Source organism: Marinobacterium zhoushanense (assembly GCF_014641945.1).
GTDB classification, from domain to species: Bacteria; Pseudomonadota; Gammaproteobacteria; order Pseudomonadales; family Balneatricaceae; genus Marinobacterium_D; species Marinobacterium_D zhoushanense.
Window position 1 is genome coordinate 62,766 of record NZ_BMIJ01000008.1, and the last position, 17,366, is coordinate 80,131.

Below are 17,366 nucleotides of genomic sequence, written 5' to 3' on the forward strand. Positions count from 1 at the left end.
AATGTGCGCCCTGCTTATCTCAATTCTCAACCGAAACCGGTACATCATGCCCATGCTGCTTTAGCAACGCATGACGCTTAGCTATTTTAAGGTCCTCCCGAACCATCTCGGCGCACATCTCCTGCACAGTGATTTCGGGAACCCAGCCCAACTTGTCCTTTGCGTTGGATGGGTCGCCGAGCAGTGTTTCTACCTCGGCTGGTCTGAAATAACGTGGATCAACACGAACGATAACATCGCCATCATTGAGCGCAGGGGCGCGATCCCCTTCTATTGCGTCAACAACCGCGACCTCATCAACACCCTCGCCCTCAAACCTCAAACTGATACCGAGCTCCGCCGCCGACCAGGTTATAAATTCACGCACCGAGTACTGGACGCCAGTCGCGATAACAAAGTCTTCCGGCTGCTCCTGCTGTAACATCAACCACTGCATGCGAACGTAGTCTTTCGCATGTCCCCAGTCGCGCAAGGCATCCATATTGCCCATATAGAGACACGCCTCCAATCCCTGGGCAATATTGGCCAAACCACGTGTTATTTTCCGTGTGACAAATGTCTCTCCACGTCTTGGCGACTCGTGGTTAAAAAGTATGCCGTTGCACGCATACATACCGTAAGCTTCGCGATAGTTTACGGTAATCCAATAGGCATACAGCTTAGCCACTGCGTAAGGTGATCGTGGGTAAAATGGAGTTGTTTCCTTTTGCGGGATCTCCTGTACTAAGCCATAAAGTTCAGAAGTCGATGCCTGATAAAAGCGGGTTTTCTTTTCCAGGCCCAACAACCTGATCGCCTCCAACAAACGCAATGTACCCATAGCATCAACGTCGGCGGTGTACTCAGGCGACTCGAAGCTCACTGCTACATGGGACTGGGCTCCAAGGTTGTAAACCTCATCGGGTTGCACCTCTTGAAGGATACGGGTCAGGTTTGACGAATCGGTTAGATCACCATAGTGAAGTATGAAATGTTGGTTATGAACGTGGGGGTCCTGATAAATATGATCTACACGCTGAGTGTTAAATAATGATGCACGACGCTTGATGCCGTGGACTTCATAGCCTTTTTCCAACAAGAGTTCGGCCAGGTACGATCCGTCTTGCCCCGTGATACCTGTGATGAGGGCGCGCTTTTGCATTTTTGGATTCCTTGGTTCGAAGTGTGGAAGTTTATTTCAAGCTTTATCAAGAGTAGGCATTATATTTAATCTCTGCTCAACAAAGTTGATATACAGCCATAAAAAATCACGATCAATTGTAAAGCCATACAATTTGATAAATATGATGCATCCAGATTAATATTTTTTGCCCATTACAGAGTGTTCAAGTCTTACAGCCCTAAAATAGCTCGCTTCATTTTTCAGTTTCTTCTAAGCAAAGCCCAGTAATCCTCTCAAGCAATTTAATACGCTCTGAGTTGGTTTCAACAGTTGAAAAGGCACTTTCAATCTCCATAATTTTTGCACCAACTAGAAACCGGTACCAGTAGCCTTGAAGGAAGTGATAAATAAGTCCGGATCGACCATCAAGAAAACCCAACTGAAAAACATAGCGCCATATGAAATAGAGTAATGCGCTTATCGTAAAAGGTAACTTATTATATACGTTTTCTTTCAGCCACCGTTTTGCGGCGGCCTGAAATGACGTACTTTCACGGGATAGTGAATTATCACGTATAAAAAGTCTGTAGCGCTGATTAAGAACATCCACTGCTTCGCGCGTTGCGTACTTGTTGTGTTTATTTGTAAAGAAAGTTATATCATTAAGATTACAGTCTGAAAACCCACCTTTTAAAGTGATCGTCTTACCACCCCACACTACCATATGCTCATCCATCCAACGGTCTTCAATACGACCCTGGCCATTACGCCAGATTCGTAATAATACTAGCGGGTAGCGACCTCCATAGCGCACCCAACGCCCCATAAATATATGTTTTCGTCTAAGATTTATACCAACTACGTTACTGGGGAGGCTTGGTAGTTTATTATTAATTTCCTCCTGCAAATCAGGTTCTATTATCTCATCAGCATCTAACCTCATCACCCAGTCAGCTTTGATTTGAGCATTATCCAGCCCCCACTGAAATTGTTTCGCATGATTGATAAAGTTGTTTTGTAGAACTTTAGCCCCTGCAGCTTCGGCAAGTTCAGCGGTTCTATCAGATGAAAATGAATCAATTACAAAAATCTGATCAGCAATACTTTTTACTGACGCTATAGAACGCTGTATATGTATTTCTTCATTATACGTCAGGATTATAACCGCAAGACTCATATCGATATTCCTTTATGTACTTCTCGATTTCCAATCTTCCTTGCAGGGTGTCCAGCATACACTGTCCAGGGCTCAGTGATACTCTTAGTGAGCAGAGATCGAGCGCCAACTACTACACCTTCAGCCACTTCTACACCTAATAGTACAAACGCTTCCGTACAGATCCACGCATGTGCACCAATCACTATTGGTTTGGCGTAAAGTTGAAAATTAGGGCTATTATAGTCATGAGAACCACCGCATAGGTGTGCTCCCTGAGAAATCACGGCGTATTCCCCTACTATGACCATATCCATATTATATATAGTTACGCCATCACCGATGCCGACATAATCCCCAACCTGAAGCATCCACGGCGCCCACACCTTAACCCCTGAGTATATATGAGCTTCTTTACCCACCTTCGCACCGAAAGCCTTCAACAATAGTGATCGCCATAGATGAGCACTCCTGGGACTCGGCCGAAACAGCAAGAACCAGACTATATTCCATATTTGCCGTCGTATTCTATTGCTTAATGAAAAAGAAGGACAAGTTTTAGAATTCTGACCGTGAATTATCATTTATATTCGTTTACTTTATTTACAATCGATTTTACTACAGCATCAATTCTGAAGTTTTTAATAAAGCAAGAATGTGCATTTATTCTCATATCATTTTTCCTATCAGAAGAAGTCGAAAGCCATTCACGGAGTAATTTCTCGGTTCCCTCCACGGTGTCATCTTCCACAAAGCCAGCGCCGCTGCATTCCACCTCGCGCCATATATTGACTTTATTACTTATAAGAACAGGAGTGCCAACTGCAAGCGCTTCAGCCACGACCACACCAAAGTTCTCATGATGTGACGGTATACAGACCACGTCCGCCAAACGAAAAGCGGCCCATTTTTCGTCACCCGAAAGAGTGCCAGAAAACGTTACACACTGACTAATACCTAGTCTTCTAGATAAGCTTTTAAGTTTTTCAACATAATTTTCTTGCCCACCCCCAGCTATAAACAAATGCATTTTACTATTATCAACAAGCTTAGAAAAAGCAACAATTAGATTATCGACTCCTTTTACCGGATGCAGCCTGCCCATAAACAATATGACCTGCTTATTTTCTATAACAGGGAAACGACAACGTAATATCTCACTACCAAACCCATCAATATTTTTTGATAACGAAGTTCCATACCCTGTAACAACCCCATCAAGACCATATGGGAAAAAAGAATTACGGGCAAGTTTCTTTTCTTCTTCACACGTAAAAAAAAGCAATGATGCTTTTCTCAAGTGCCAATATTCAGCAGTTACCCAATACAGAGATTTCTTTAAATGCTTTAACTTATAGTTTATTTTAAACCAAGGACCTAACATTCCATGCACAAATACAAAATAGGGCACATCTTCCTTAACACAAGACAAATATACAGCTCTCAAATGATACTGCCATATTCCTTCCACTATAACAGCGTCGAACCGATTGACGTTATCAGCGAGCCATTTTTTCATTTTTGGGCAGTAACAATAAGATAACACAGACGGCCCCACTGCATGTATTTCAGGTAAACTGTCGTCATCTAACCAAACGCTTTCAGGATGATCACAACATAAAATCTCAACCTCTATAAATATCTTTTTATACTCTGCAACTATTTGCTTCAGACCTTCAACAGGCCCGCCACCGCTTGGATTCAATGAGGATATAACATGCAATAGCCGCATTAACATTCTGTCCTAGCTGTATTTTTTGAGCGAAAAATCATACCAAGTATCAATGTGACCACTAATAGCTGAACACAATACTTAAAATATATGCCAAGATCATTTCTTACTGCCAAAACAAATGCAGAATAGTAGAGTGGTGTACCAGATAAAAGCAACGAAACTTTAATATTGTTCATTACCTTTCCAGTCAACCTCCCATATATACACCCAAAAGAAAACATAAAAAAAGCACCCAACCAACCGAAATTTATATATAATTCACCAAGCATAGAAAAGCCGCCGCCGTATACACCTCCAAATTGAGCAACACTTCTATACAAGTCCAGATTAACATAATCAATCCCGAAGTAATCACGAATAGGAGAGGGTATGATTAAGCTTAAATTTGGTATAAATGTAACTCCCCAAGCGAAGTCTTCAGTACGTAAAAATGATGCTGCCAGTATATTATTAAATATTACTGAATATTCAAAAGAAAAAAGACCAACCATCAGCTCAAAAAAGCTATAGCGCTCTAAATCTAGGCGAGACATCACCATAATATTTGGTATCATCAAAATTATAAATACATAAACAAAATATCTAAATCTAAATCTGTCACCATACCATCTAAAATACGCAAAGGCAAAACAGACGAGTATTTCAAAAATAATTGATCTTGCCTGAATAAACCAAGATGCGGCTAAATAAAGAAGGATAGAAAATATAAAAAAATAATTTTTCTTATATCGTAATAGAACACTAGGTTTAACATTTAGAATGATAAAACAAACCATAACTAAGGGAATCATTCTAAGCTCGTATAGAAAGCTAAAAGATTTTCTTATTTGCGTGATTGATCCATAGCTTCCATCACTAACCAATATAATATAAATAGTCAAAATGGCATGACTCATCAAAAGAGCTGTAGAGATAGCTCTAATCCGTTTTATAACTCCTGCATCATAAGGTTCATAAACAAAGTCATTCCGAATATTATTCCTGCGAAAAAAAATAAATCCTAAGAAAAACGCGAACACACATAAGAGGACATAGACAAGTGACCTCACTGCTATTTCATTTGTAAATGGGTACACGTTGGAGAAGTAAAAAAAATCAACCCTATCAGTTCCCAATATTAGCTTTCTGACTAAGAACTGAATGTGTATCATAAAAAATATAAAAACAACAAAGTAAAGCGGCATAGTATAAACCGTTTATGAACATTTTTTAAATGTGGATCTAGATTATAAAGACAAGCGAAAAACATCAATCCAATATTTTTTTTTCGATATCTAATACTATATCCATTCTAATAGCATTAATTACTTCCCAGACATTAGAGAAGTCGATATCGCACTGTAGTTTCTCTATCACTGGCATAGACGAGTTTTCTCTATCAACTATACGACTTTCTAAACTCAAATCCTTTAAGAGGCTGGATATTCTCACCATCCCGTGAGGTGCCTTAGGTACCAGAAACCTCTTCCGAAAAATCAACGAAAAAGCAACCCCATGGAAAGAGTTCGTGATAACGAATTTAGAATTATAAAATAACTTTAGAAATTCCTCAGGCCCCAAATCATTATACTTTTCACCTTTCAAAAAAGGAATAAATGCTTCCTGCGTTATAACTTTTACATTCATCCCCAATAAAGTCGATGTATTATTTACAACCTTATCAAAGTAATCATCTTTTTGAAGCCTATAAACTAATATATAGTTAGACTCATTAAATTTTAAATCGAATTCATTTTTCCAGAATGATTCACCTACCATCAGGGTCGGATCTAAAACCCTGCTAACAGGAGTATTTAATATTTTTCCTAACTCAGCAGTTCTATCTTTTTCTCTAATACCTATATATTTATAACCAGTTAAAACATTAGCTATGTAAGCAATATCGACAGTGTTAAAACTATAATCACCAAAACTACTAGCAAATGCAATTTTTTTATTAGATTTAACAAAATCTAGAAAGTAATTTTTATCAAAAAATCTTTTATATCCCGCAATTTTGGGATTCCAAATCTGGTCACTACCCGAAATAAAGCAACTTTCTTCCGAGCCACCTTCAGAAATAGCTTCATCAATACTGATCATATTCATATATGTTTTAACAAAACATTCGAACTTGTTAATTAATCTCTTCCTAGGATTATATCTCACGAGATCTTTTATAGAGCTTGCTACACCTTTTACCCCTAGGGGATACCTTATGACTCGCATGGAGTTTTTAGTGAGAAAAGTCTCGTAATTCAACACATAAGCTCGTCCATATGCCTCAAAGAAACGCTGAGTGGCGTAGGCTTGAAATACTGCTCCATAGTTACTTGATCTATGTATCGTAATGATATAAAAATTCAAAACTATCGCTCCACAACTTTCACTATATCATCGATACTTTTTCGATCTGACCGGCAAACACTAACTTCATCCGCTATATAACCAACAGCAATAATCATAATCACTCTATTTGAACTATCGACCTCTATAATTTTTTTAATCTTAAGATCGTTCTTATATTCCTGACTCCAATTTAAACAACATGTCCCTAACCCCTTTGCATGAAGGGCATATATGAGAGACATACAGAACATACCGCCATCTATCCAATATTGGTATCTCTCACATGCTGTAGTATAAGCTGACGAATTCATAGAAATAACTAATATATTAGGAATTTTGTGTCCAAATCCTCGATTGCCAAATTGAATATCAAGTATTTTATTCTTCGTATGTTCATCAGACACCAAATGTACTAGCCATGGTTGACGGTTACACGAGGACGGAGTTTTTATAGCGAGGCTAATTGCTTCTAGTAGTAGATCTTTCGGTACGTGTTGAGGTAAAAAGTCTCGTATGCTAAAACGAGTAAGGAAAAAATCCTCTGGTTTTTCAAACATACCCTGTTGAATATAATCACGTTTTATTTTTTTTATCCCACCCTTTTCATCGTCATATAAAAGCCAATCTAAATCTTGGCTTCTTATAAAATCGGACTCTTTATTTTCCGAGAGCACAAGATATTTTAATAAAACATTACCCCCAATTTTATCCATCACGCCGAGTCCGTATTTAGAATTTTTTAGACACAGCAACTTATATAACTTAAGTGCAACGCCGCCTCCCGCATACTTATCATGCGGAGAAAACGTCATACTTTTTTCTAATGCGTGATACGTTTTTATAATTTCATATGTTATTTTTTCAGATTTGCGAAATATCGAACTAGAATTTTGGCAATAAATTGAATAATCATATAAAAAATTCACGAACCCAGAAATCAAATCTCTCACAGGTCTAATTATATTCTTTGTTAAATCTAACAAATCATACTCCTAAGATAGCCTTTCTCTTAATAATTCTTAGCTCAATGCTTTTTCTATCTAAGTAATCATAAAGAAAGTAAGAAAAGAAGAAAGATACAATTGAAGAAAATACTGCCCCTCTCAATTCATAAAAAGGTATGAGGAAATAATTTAGTATAAAGTTAATTAATAAGCCGATAGCAACTCTATACATCAACCTTTTTTCCATTCCCTCCGCAACAAGATACTTAGTAGTAATAGAGCCTAATGATACGAACAATGCGGAAATAAGTAGCATCAATAATACACTGTGGACCTCGTTAAAATCCTCTCCATACAGAAACAAAATAAATTCATCACCAAAATAAAAGAATATTAATATAGCTATTATCGTCATATAAAAAACTGTTCTTGTCAAAAATACCATATTCATAAAATATGATTCATTTTCGAACTTTTTATAGTTTAGAATAATAGGATAAAAAACTGTAGTTATAATAAAAGGAATCGTTGTCCAAGCTTCGAACAACCTCGAAGCTGCACTGTAAATCCCCAGAGATTCCATACCTAAAAAATTTTTTATCATTAATTGATCTAATCTAATACATCCCATCATTGATATCGCGGTTAATAAAAGAGGTAGTGTCGTTTTCGCAGTATCTTTTATCCACTTACTATCATATTTAGCCTTTACGATCGGAGCTATTAGACACCGACCATTCCATAACAGTATTCCTGCATATATAATAGACTCGAACAGTATTACGAAAAGCAACGCTAAAATTGAGCTGGTTGAGTAGTAAACCACTATCTTAAGAAAAGACCCCACGTAGAAACTAACAATTCTAGCAACAGCACTTTTTTTTCCTTCAATCGCAGATTGAAAATAATAGTCAAATATAAAGAAGGGGCTAAAAAAAACTGGGAGCAATACGATTATGTTATAACTGAAAATATTTGGGTCACTCTCCATTAAATAGAGATAAATTAACGCCAAGAAAAAAACGACAAGTGACATTATCGAAAGATAGCATAACCCACTTTTAAGTATTTCAGTATAAAAGTCTGACTTAGCAATCAACTCCTTTACCATGTAATTTTCAAATCCAGCGCGGCTAATCAAAACAGCAAAACCGCCTATCGCCAAACAATAATTGTATATACCAAAATTCTCTACTCCCATTAGACGGGCCAATGTTACATGAACAACAATACCTAAAATCAAACGAAGAAACTGATCTCCTCCCCCCCATAGAACATGGCTTAATATTTTTTTATTTTTCAGCATATCAGTTTAGGATTATAAAATTTATCCATACATCACAAGAAAAGCATTTTTTGTAGGAATATCAATACAACTCAAATCAAGTAGGCAACCCGAAAACATCCATAACTTTATTTAGTATTTTTTCCACTACCTGCGTAATTGAATTTTCGCCAGCATTAACAATTATCTCAGCCTCTTTCGGACTCTCGTAAGGACTATCTAATCCCGTAAAATTCTTAATTTCACCTCTCCGAGCTTTTTTGTATAGACCTTTCGGATCACGCTGCTCACATACTTCTAACGGCGCTTCGACATAGACCTCAATGAAATCCCCGTCATCGAACAGCGCCCGCGCAGCTTCTCTATCGGCTCTAAACGGCGATATAAAAGCCGTGATAACAATGAGTCCCGCTTCAGTCATCAACTTTGCCAGTTCACCAACCCTGCGGATATTTTCCGTTCTATCCGCTTCCGACATCCCCAGGTCTTTACACAATCCGTGGCGTACGTTGTCACCATCCAGCAGCATGGTGTGGTAACCCTTTTCTACCAATGCTTTTTCCAACGCATTGGCGAGAGTAGATTTCCCAGAACCGGATAGGCCAGTAAACCAGATACAACGGGGATGCTGTTTTTTCTGCTTCGCACGTAGTTCCGGTGTTACCGAGGTGTGGTTCCATACCACCTGGGCCTGGCTATCATTGGCTCGGAATTCGTATTGAGATCCATTAGGCTCATGCTTACGATCCGATGCCCATACTCCAGATACCGTTGCGCATACCATGAACCAGGGGTTCAACAGGGTATCGGAGCGAGTGTTGTAGCGCATGGGCTCGAGGCTGGGGAACGCCAGTACCAAACCGCCAGCAGCTTCTACTACCGCTTGGGCAGCTGCGGTATCCCACTCAGAGGTTGGCCCGAGTCTTGGGTAGAGATCCGCCTCGCCTTCCGCCACCAGGCAGAGCTTGAGTGAACTCCCCATGGAGACGATTTCGGCGTTTGGAAGAGTATCTATGAATTCACGGAACTCATCGCTCTGGTGCGATCGACTTCCAACGACCTGCCAGGTCGCTCCCGCTGAAGGTGGGGTTTTTACCTTGATAGGTTGGGTGAATCCGCCTTCCGTTTTGAAGGCACCTTGGCCAAGCTCGCCGTAATAGGTGACCCCTTTAGCGGGTACATGTACAACGCCGAGTACGGGCTTATGGTTATCGATCAGCGCAATATTGACGGTAAATTCACCGTTCTTTTTGATGAACTCCTTAGTGCCATCCAGAGGATCGATCAGCCAGTAGCAACTCCAGCTCATACGGTCATCAATATCGCTCTTAGATGACTCCTCCGAGAGTATGGGTATTTCGGGGGTGAGCTTTTTTAGCCCTTCTATGATGCAGTGATGCGACGCCAGATCCGCCTCGGTCAAAGGGCTACTGTCGGATTTGTCGTAAACAGCAAAATCCTGCGCGTAGATTGCCATGATTTTTTCACCCGCTTGGCGGGCGATCTCGATGATGGCTTGTAGATCGGGCATTACTTCCAGCACTCCGAACAGGGTATTAAAAATGTGTAAATATTTGCGTTCCGCTATCGCATATTTGTGCTAACGCGGCTTTCAACGATTCTTTGGCGCCAAGGTTACCATGTACAAGGCGTATCTCCTGTGGCCTGTACCTCATCCCTTTGACGAAATTCACCAAGCCCCTCTGATCCGCATGAGCGGAGTAGCCGCCGATAGTCTGGATATCGGCGCGGATGTTGATACGCTCGCCATCCAACCAGACATAACCGCCTTTAGGACCATACTGCTGGATCTCACGCCCCGGCGTGCCCTCTGCCTGATAGCCGACGAACAATACCGCGTGTTTTGGGTCATCGAGCATCGCCTTCAGGTAGTTGACGATGCGCCCTGCATTGCACATGCCGCTGCCCGCTATGACGATGGCGGGACGGCCCGATGTGGCAAGATGACCCACCATCTGCTCATGCTGACTGTGGCTCTCCACGGTCAGCAGACTATCGAAACTGAGCGGTTTATGTCCTTGCGCCAACCGGCAATGCGCTTCCGCATCCCAGTAGAGTTTCAGCTCGCGATAGGCCTGGGTAAAACGGGCGGCCAGCGGTGAGTCGAGCACCACGGGCACCTCGGTCATGCCGAAATCTGACTGCAGCGCTTCCAGCTCGTAGAGAATCTCCTGGGTGCGGCCGATGCTGAACGCCGGTATCAGCAAGGTGCCGCCGTTGCGCTGCGCGCGCTCTATAGCGGCGCGCAGGCGCTGGACCCGCGTGCGTCGATCCTCATGCAAACGGTCACCGTAGGTGCTCTCCAACACGAGGACATCGGCGCGATAGGGCGCGCGTGGCGATGGCAGCAGCGGTGCATAGGACGCCCCGAGGTCGCCTGAGAACACTACCCGCCGGCGCTGCCCGTTGGCTCGGTTAAGCAGATCGCACTCGACATAGGCTGAACCGAGTATATGGCCAGCCCGCTGCAGCTTGATCCTCACCCGGTGCCGTTCATCATCGATCAGTGTGAACCAGGTTTTGTATGGCAGTGCGATCGTGCGCGCGCTCAGCTTCGATATGTAACGTTCTACTACTTGCTTGTTGCGGCTGATACCGAGCTTGAAGGCATCCTCCAGCACCAGCGGCAGCAATTTGGCCGAGGGTTCTGAGCAGATAATTGGCCCCTTGAACCCGGCCGCCAGCAGCCAGGGGATACGCCCAACATGATCGATATGCACATGGGTGGCGATCAACGCGCGGATGCCGTCGGTGCTGAACGGGATCGCCTGGGGATCACCATTTTCATGTTTCGTGCCCGACACCTCAGCGCCCTGGAACAGGCCGCAGTCGATCAGCAGGCTTTGTCGTTCGTCTATATGGAGCTGGTGGCATGAGCCGGTGACGCCATCCTTTGCGCCGTGGTGCTCGATAGATCTGTAAGGCATATCCTTTGCCCTTATTAAGTCGTTGCTTAGATCAGTAAATATCTCTGGATATCAGCGTAAACGGGGTCTTCAACAGAATCTTGATGTCCAGCCACAGCGACCAGGTATTGATGTACTGCAGATCCAGTTCGACGCGCCGCTGCATCTTATCCAGTGTCTCGGTTTCTCCGCGGCAGCCGCTGACCTGCGCCAGGCCGGTAATGCCCGGTTTAATACGATGACGTGCCATGTAAGCGTTAATCTTGTCCGAATAATAATCGTTATGCGCCACGGCGTGCGGGCGCGGGCCAACCAGCGACATCTCGCCCATCAACACATTAAACAGTTGCGGCAGTTCATCAATCGAAGTACGACGGATAAAGCGCCCTACGGCGGTGATACGGGGATCCTGGCGGGTAGCCTGTTTGACCTGCTGATCATCATGCAGACGCATGGAGCGGAACTTGAGGACATGGAACACCTTGCCATAGCCATGCCGCGGCTGCCTGAACAGCACGGGGCCTGGCGAAGAAAGCTTGACCGCCAGGGCCGTCATCACCAGCAGCGGGCTGATCAAAATGATGCCGACAAGTGCCAAGCCTCTATCCATCACACCTTTCAGGAAAGCCCCGGTCGGGTAGGCGGTCAACGGGCTCTCGTTTAGGTGGATGGCCGGTATGCCGTCGAGATCCGATACCGAGTGGTTCAGCATCACCATACTGGCCAGGTCCGGTATCCAGACCACGTCCACATTGGTATCGAGCAGATCGATATACAGCCCCTCGATCTGCTCCATTAGAGCCGCAGGCAGTGCGATATAGAGGCGCCGCAGGTCATGCTCCTCAATCAACTGACGCAGATGCGCCGACTGCCCGATAACGGGATAGAGATTGTCATCGGCTACCGGTTGGTCATCCGCCTCGATCAGACCGATCAGCGGCTCACCACGCTTGATGTTTAACGTCTCGGCCAACTGCAGTGCGAGATCTCCAGTACCCAGAATCGCGGCCCGGCGTCGGGCTCTTAGTTTACTATGGTACTGTCTGGAGGCTCTGTGCAGGGGAAGGAAGGCCGCAGCCTGAACGATGAACCCCAGCGTCAACCACTGCAGCAGCACTTCACGGGAATAGAGTTCGCTGGTTTTGGTGACGAAAGCCAACACCGCGAGCAGGCCCAGTAACAGCAGCCATCCGATCAGCAGGTGACGTAAACCGGCAAGATAACCCAGGCGTTTATCGTAAACCTGGGTGAGGTTATAGACGGGAACAGAACCCAATAGGGTGAGCGCCGCGAGGGTACGATAGTGAGGTGCAACGTCCCCGGTTTTGAGGATTGTCAAAAGGATGAGGAGAGTGATCAGCAACAGGTTTGCTACCGATAACTGAACCCAAAAAGTCAGCCCGCGTACCCGCGTTGACGTACTGTTTCCCAGCTTCATTTGGTTAACTGCATTCCGTTATCTAACCAAGTTGGTTGGCGACTTTGGATAATTACCGACGATCAAACACGCTACCGCCCTGAGGTTACAATTGGCCAATCCTCAACGCCCGAGATTCTCTATGTGCATAACGTAATTGCACGGAGCAAAAACAGCCCATGATGTTACACCATGCTATGCGCAGGAACAGCGCCGTTGGGAGTGAAGAATCTGTTTTTTCGGCCTAGATAGCGGGAGATCAATACTCAGCACCCGTATCCGTTCGGGTTTTGAGATTGCCAACGCCAGGCATCGGCCATCATCTGTTGCAAGCCACGCCGGGCGCTCCAATTGAGTTCGGTACGTGCCTTGGTTGGATCGGCATAGCAGGAGGCAATATCACCCGGCCGCCTGGCAACCAGCTGATAGGGTACTGGTCGTTGGGAGGCGTCTTCAAACGCCTTGACCATCTGCAGCACTGAGTAGCCTTGGCCCGTACCCAGGTTCCAGATATGGGCGCCCGGTCTATCCTGCAGGTACTCAAGAGCCGCCAGATGCCCAACCGCCAGATCTACAACATGGATGTAGTCCCGAACCCCCGTACCGTCGGAAGTCGGGTAGTCATCACCAAAGACCGAGAGCCGTTCGAGTTTGCCTATGGCCACCTGAGCGATATAGGGCAGCAGGTTATTGGGAATATCGTTAGGATCCTCCCCTATGAGCCCGCTTTCGTGTGCGCCAACGGGGTTGAAGTAACGCAGTATCGCTACTTGCCAACGCGGATCGGAGCGGACGGCGTCTTCCAGCATCTGCTCGACCATCAACTTGCTTCGCCCATAGGGGTTGGTGGGCAGACCGAGTGGACACTCTTCACTAATGGGAATCTGCTGCGGATCACCATATACGGTCGCCGAGGAGCTGAAAACCAGGGAGAAAATACCGGCCGCCTGCATTGCCTGTGTCAGCACCAAGGACCCGTATAGGTTGTTGTCGTAATATTTGAGTGGCTGATCGACACTCTCGCCGACGGCCTTCAACCCGGCAAAATGCAGTACCGCGTCGATTGTGTGCGCTTCAAACAGCATATCCAGTAACTGGCGATCGCGGATATCGCCCTGAACGAACTCAAGTGCACGCCCAGTGATGCTCTGGACTCGTGATAGAGACTCCCGACTGGAATTGCACAAATTATCCAGCACCAATACGTCATAACCGGCTTCGAGTAACTCTACGCACGTATGGGAGCCAATATAGCCGGCGCCGCCGGTTACAAGAATTTTCTTATTCATAGGTCATCCGGGAGATCCATGCTCCCACTAATTAAGCTGTCTCAGCGAGCACCAAACCCTGTGAGAATGGTTCGAATCGTTCTGAATATGATCAGGATATCCAGCCATAGGGAGAAGTGTTTGATGTAGTAAAAATCGTGTTCGATCTTCACACGGGTGTCATCGGCGTTAGCGGCATAGCCGTGAACGACTTGCGCCCACCCGGTAATACCGGGTTTAACGACATGTCGATAGGTATAAAAAGGGATCTCTTTCTCGAATCGCTCGACAAAGGTTTTCTGTTCTGGACGGGGACCGATCAGACTCATCTCTCCCTTCAAAACATTGATGAACTGGGGAAGCTCATCGATTCGTGTCTTCCGAATTACGCGCCCTACCCGCGTAACCCGCATATCGTTGGCAGCCGCAAACTGAGCGCCGTCTTTTTCGGAGTCTTTGCACATACTGCGTAACTTATACACCTTGAAGGCTCGGCTACCCTGCCCTATCCGTTCCTGGATGAAAAACATCGGCCCCGGACTCTCCAGCTTGATGATCACCCCTGTGATTAACATGACAGGAAGCCATACCGGCACAGTAAGAAGCACCAAGGCGATATCCATAACCCGCTTGCAAAAGTCATACACAGGAGAGGGCAGAAGCGCGCCAAACTCATTCTCCGATAGATGATTGACCCTCACTCGCCCACTAAGCGACTCCTGGACCTGTCGTGTGTTGTAAACAGGAATCCTCGCTAATACACATCGCGCCAAAAAGCGCTCCCATTCGGGCGGCAAATCATCTGAATGCAGATCGGCCACCACTGCGTCATAACGTCGTCCTTCGAGGGCTGGCGTATCCAAAAGATTAAGTACTGCTTCATCACCTGCCGTTAGATCCAACGTACGGCCAAAAGGAACCAACGCAAGCTTGGGCGTACGATAACGCCGACTGAGATAGAAACCGACAAAGCACCAAAGGTTGGTCAGTGCAAACGAGGCCAGGAGAACAGAGCGAGCGTACCCCTCTCTGGTCATAAAAAGCACTGCGACGACGAGAAGGTAGGATATGGCGACCGAAGGCAGGATGTAAGATAGCGTGTGCGCTCCCGGGTAGTTTTTGAACCTGCGCAGAATCAGAAACACACCGAAGAAAGCAAATCCACAGGCCACAAATGTGTTGAAGTGAACCTCGCTCGTTCTGATGAGCTCATATGAAGCTGTACCCCAACGGATGAACGCGGGCGGTACTGTAGCAACGACTAATCCCGCAACCAGGTAAAACAGTTCGCTAAAGATCAGCCGCTCGTACCAGCGGGAATGACGACGATTAAAAGTATCCTTCACAAAGTCTCCAAAACGCTACATCAACACCAATTACTGCATCCTTGGTTCAGCACCCAACTCAGTGAAGAACACCTAATCGCCGTGCTAAATGGGGAAACTTCTGCCGTAACACTCCCCGTACCGCGTAATGCGAAAAATAGTAAGAGCTCTCAACTAGGTTAAGTTGTTCAACATCACGATAGAGTTTCCACGTGTAACTTGCTGCGCTCGCTTTGTTGGCCGAGATGGAGTCTGTGCGAACACGGTACTGAGCAAGTACTTGGTCTATTCCGTACGCATACTCAGTCCTTTTTAGTAACTGAAGCCATAGGCCGAAATCCTGTCGCTTACTGATCAGTGGGAAGTAGACCTTACCCAATTGCTGTGTATCGTACATAGCAGTGAGACAACCGATCAAACAGGTTTTGAGTAGTTGCCGGTAGTGAACTTTATCGGGCACGCCAACATTGCCTAACATTTGACCTTTTTCGGATACTCTTTCATAAGCGGAAAAGGTGAATGGATAGCCATTATCCACCATAAACGCCACTTGAGTCTCAAGCTTATGAGGCAACCAGATATCATCGCTATCCAGAAAGGCAATGTAGCGCCCAGACGCGAGCTCCACTCCTTTATTACGCGCAACTGCGGCACCCGAGTTCTCTTTTAACTGCACCCCTTTAATACGAGAATCACAAGCCTCTAATGCTTTTACTAGCTCGTAAGTAGAGTCACTTGAACAATCATCTATTACTATGAGCTCAAAATTATTGTAGGATTGATCTAGAACAGATTTGATAGCTTCTTTAATATATTTCTCGACATTAAAGGCAGGCATAATGACAGTAACTAGCTCACTCATGAAACCAGCCCTTCAAGAAACCGATAAAGCCATTTTGTTTTCTATAATCAAATCGTTCAGCGTACTGCACCAAATACTCTTTATCAAATTTCGTATCAAACAATTCTTTCAGTTTTTCGAGAATATGTTGAACACTGCCATCGCAGTGTAGGCCCGTGACCCCATCTACAACTGCTTCGGTAATTCCACCAGTATTTCCAGATAGCACAGGCAATCCAAAATAATTTGCTTCCAAATAAACGATACCGAAACCTTCAATTGACCCAGCCTCTGAATCAAATAGAGACGGCAATATAAAATAGTCTGAACCATTTAATATTGAATTTTTAGTCGTGTCATCGACGAAACCGTGCAAATATACATTCTTATCTAATCCGTTAGACTTGACCAATTTCATAATAGAGTGAAAACAGGGCCCTTCACCTATGATATCGTAAGAGAAATTTACACCGTCCTTCTTCAAAAGTGCTAAAGCTCTAATAACGTTTTCTACATTTTTTCTAGGGACCAATCGAGATACAGTAACCAACTTCAAATCACCTCGATTAATATCTTGATAACCTCGTCCCTCAAACTCACCAAAAGGATATTGAATGAAATCCACTTTATGTCCTGACAAATCCTCAAATATTGCTGCTATCGCCTTACTATTTGCCACAAATTTAAATCTTTTATTCTTGGCGATATACTTAATAATCTTTACAGAAAGCCAGCCAAGATTTAACAGTTCGTTACCATGAAGTACTACCAAAAACTTTGATTTTTTTAATACTACAAATGGAACTACAAAGAACAGCATTTTCCATGTGGCGAGAATATAATATTCCGATAAAAGAAGTCCTTTAAGGCCCCTAATTAGACTCTCCCTGAATGCATAATGGCAAACATCAAACCTGCTCTGACTCAGCGCGACTTCCATATAGTGCATCCAGGCTTGGATACCCCCTTTCTGCTTATTAATTTGAGGAGTAACAATACATATAGTTGACAAAGCCACACCATTTAACCGATATGATT

The 17,366-nt window shown here is 44.3% G+C and carries 14 protein-coding genes; all 14 read right to left on the reverse strand.

Annotated features, from left to right (window positions below; genetic code table 11):
* Positions 1 to 19: 19 nt before the first annotated feature.
* Complete coding sequence (gene gmd / locus IEX40_RS18285; protein ID WP_188750929.1) at positions 20 to 1,141, reverse strand: GDP-mannose 4,6-dehydratase; 1,122 nt, start codon at positions 1,139 to 1,141, stop codon at positions 20 to 22.
* Positions 1,142 to 1,355: 214 nt separating this feature from the next.
* Positions 1,356 to 2,279 (reverse strand): glycosyltransferase family 2 protein, encoded by a 924-nt coding sequence (locus IEX40_RS18290; protein WP_188750931.1) that lies wholly within the window; start codon positions 2,277 to 2,279, stop codon positions 1,356 to 1,358.
* 559 nt (positions 2,280 to 2,838) lie between these two features.
* Complete coding sequence (locus IEX40_RS18295) at positions 2,839 to 3,990, reverse strand: glycosyltransferase (protein ID WP_188750933.1); 1,152 nt, start codon at positions 3,988 to 3,990, stop codon at positions 2,839 to 2,841.
* The gene (locus IEX40_RS18300) at positions 3,990 to 5,177 is read right to left on the reverse strand and encodes an O-antigen polymerase (RefSeq protein ID WP_188750935.1); all 1,188 of its coding nucleotides are present in this window, start codon (positions 5,175 to 5,177) and stop codon (positions 3,990 to 3,992) included. The genes IEX40_RS18295 and IEX40_RS18300 overlap by 1 nt, the downstream gene beginning before the upstream one ends.
* 64 nt (positions 5,178 to 5,241) lie before the next feature.
* Entirely contained in the window at positions 5,242 to 6,339 is a 1,098-nt protein-coding gene (locus tag IEX40_RS18305) for a polysaccharide pyruvyl transferase family protein (protein ID WP_188750938.1), read from the reverse strand.
* Between the two features lie 2 nt (positions 6,340 to 6,341).
* Positions 6,342 to 7,304: a nitroreductase family protein gene (locus IEX40_RS18310; RefSeq protein ID WP_188750940.1), complete on the reverse strand. Its 963-nt coding sequence runs from the start codon at positions 7,302 to 7,304 to the stop codon at positions 6,342 to 6,344.
* 1 nt (position 7,305) lies between these two features.
* Complete coding sequence (locus IEX40_RS18315) at positions 7,306 to 8,571, reverse strand: flippase (protein WP_188750942.1); 1,266 nt, start codon at positions 8,569 to 8,571, stop codon at positions 7,306 to 7,308.
* Positions 8,572 to 8,647: 76 nt separating this feature from the next.
* Positions 8,648 to 10,081, reverse strand: a complete 1,434-nt coding sequence (gene cysQ, locus IEX40_RS22220; RefSeq protein ID WP_188750943.1) for a 3'(2'),5'-bisphosphate nucleotidase CysQ — start codon at positions 10,079 to 10,081, stop codon at positions 8,648 to 8,650.
* A 25-nt stretch (positions 10,082 to 10,106) separates the two neighbouring features.
* Positions 10,107 to 11,498, reverse strand: coding sequence for an MBL fold metallo-hydrolase RNA specificity domain-containing protein (locus tag IEX40_RS18325; protein WP_188750945.1), 1,392 nt, complete (start codon positions 11,496 to 11,498; stop codon positions 10,107 to 10,109).
* Between the two features lie 31 nt (positions 11,499 to 11,529).
* Positions 11,530 to 12,840: an undecaprenyl-phosphate glucose phosphotransferase gene (locus IEX40_RS18330; protein ID WP_229680831.1), complete on the reverse strand. Its 1,311-nt coding sequence runs from the start codon at positions 12,838 to 12,840 to the stop codon at positions 11,530 to 11,532.
* A 320-nt stretch (positions 12,841 to 13,160) separates the two neighbouring features.
* On the reverse strand, positions 13,161 to 14,183 hold the full coding sequence (galE, locus tag IEX40_RS18335) for a UDP-glucose 4-epimerase GalE (protein ID WP_188750949.1): 1,023 nt from the start codon (positions 14,181 to 14,183) through the stop codon (positions 13,161 to 13,163).
* A gap of 41 nt (positions 14,184 to 14,224) precedes the next feature.
* Positions 14,225 to 15,508, reverse strand: coding sequence for a sugar transferase (locus tag IEX40_RS18340; protein ID WP_229680832.1), 1,284 nt, complete (start codon positions 15,506 to 15,508; stop codon positions 14,225 to 14,227).
* A 58-nt stretch (positions 15,509 to 15,566) separates the two neighbouring features.
* The gene (locus IEX40_RS18345) at positions 15,567 to 16,349 is read right to left on the reverse strand and encodes a glycosyltransferase family 2 protein (RefSeq protein ID WP_188750951.1); all 783 of its coding nucleotides are present in this window, start codon (positions 16,347 to 16,349) and stop codon (positions 15,567 to 15,569) included.
* The gene (locus IEX40_RS18350; RefSeq protein WP_188750953.1) at positions 16,342 to 17,268 is read right to left on the reverse strand and encodes a glycosyltransferase; all 927 of its coding nucleotides are present in this window, start codon (positions 17,266 to 17,268) and stop codon (positions 16,342 to 16,344) included. Before IEX40_RS18350 ends, IEX40_RS18345 begins: the two co-directional genes overlap by 8 nt.
* Between the last annotated feature and the right edge of the window lie 98 nt (positions 17,269 to 17,366).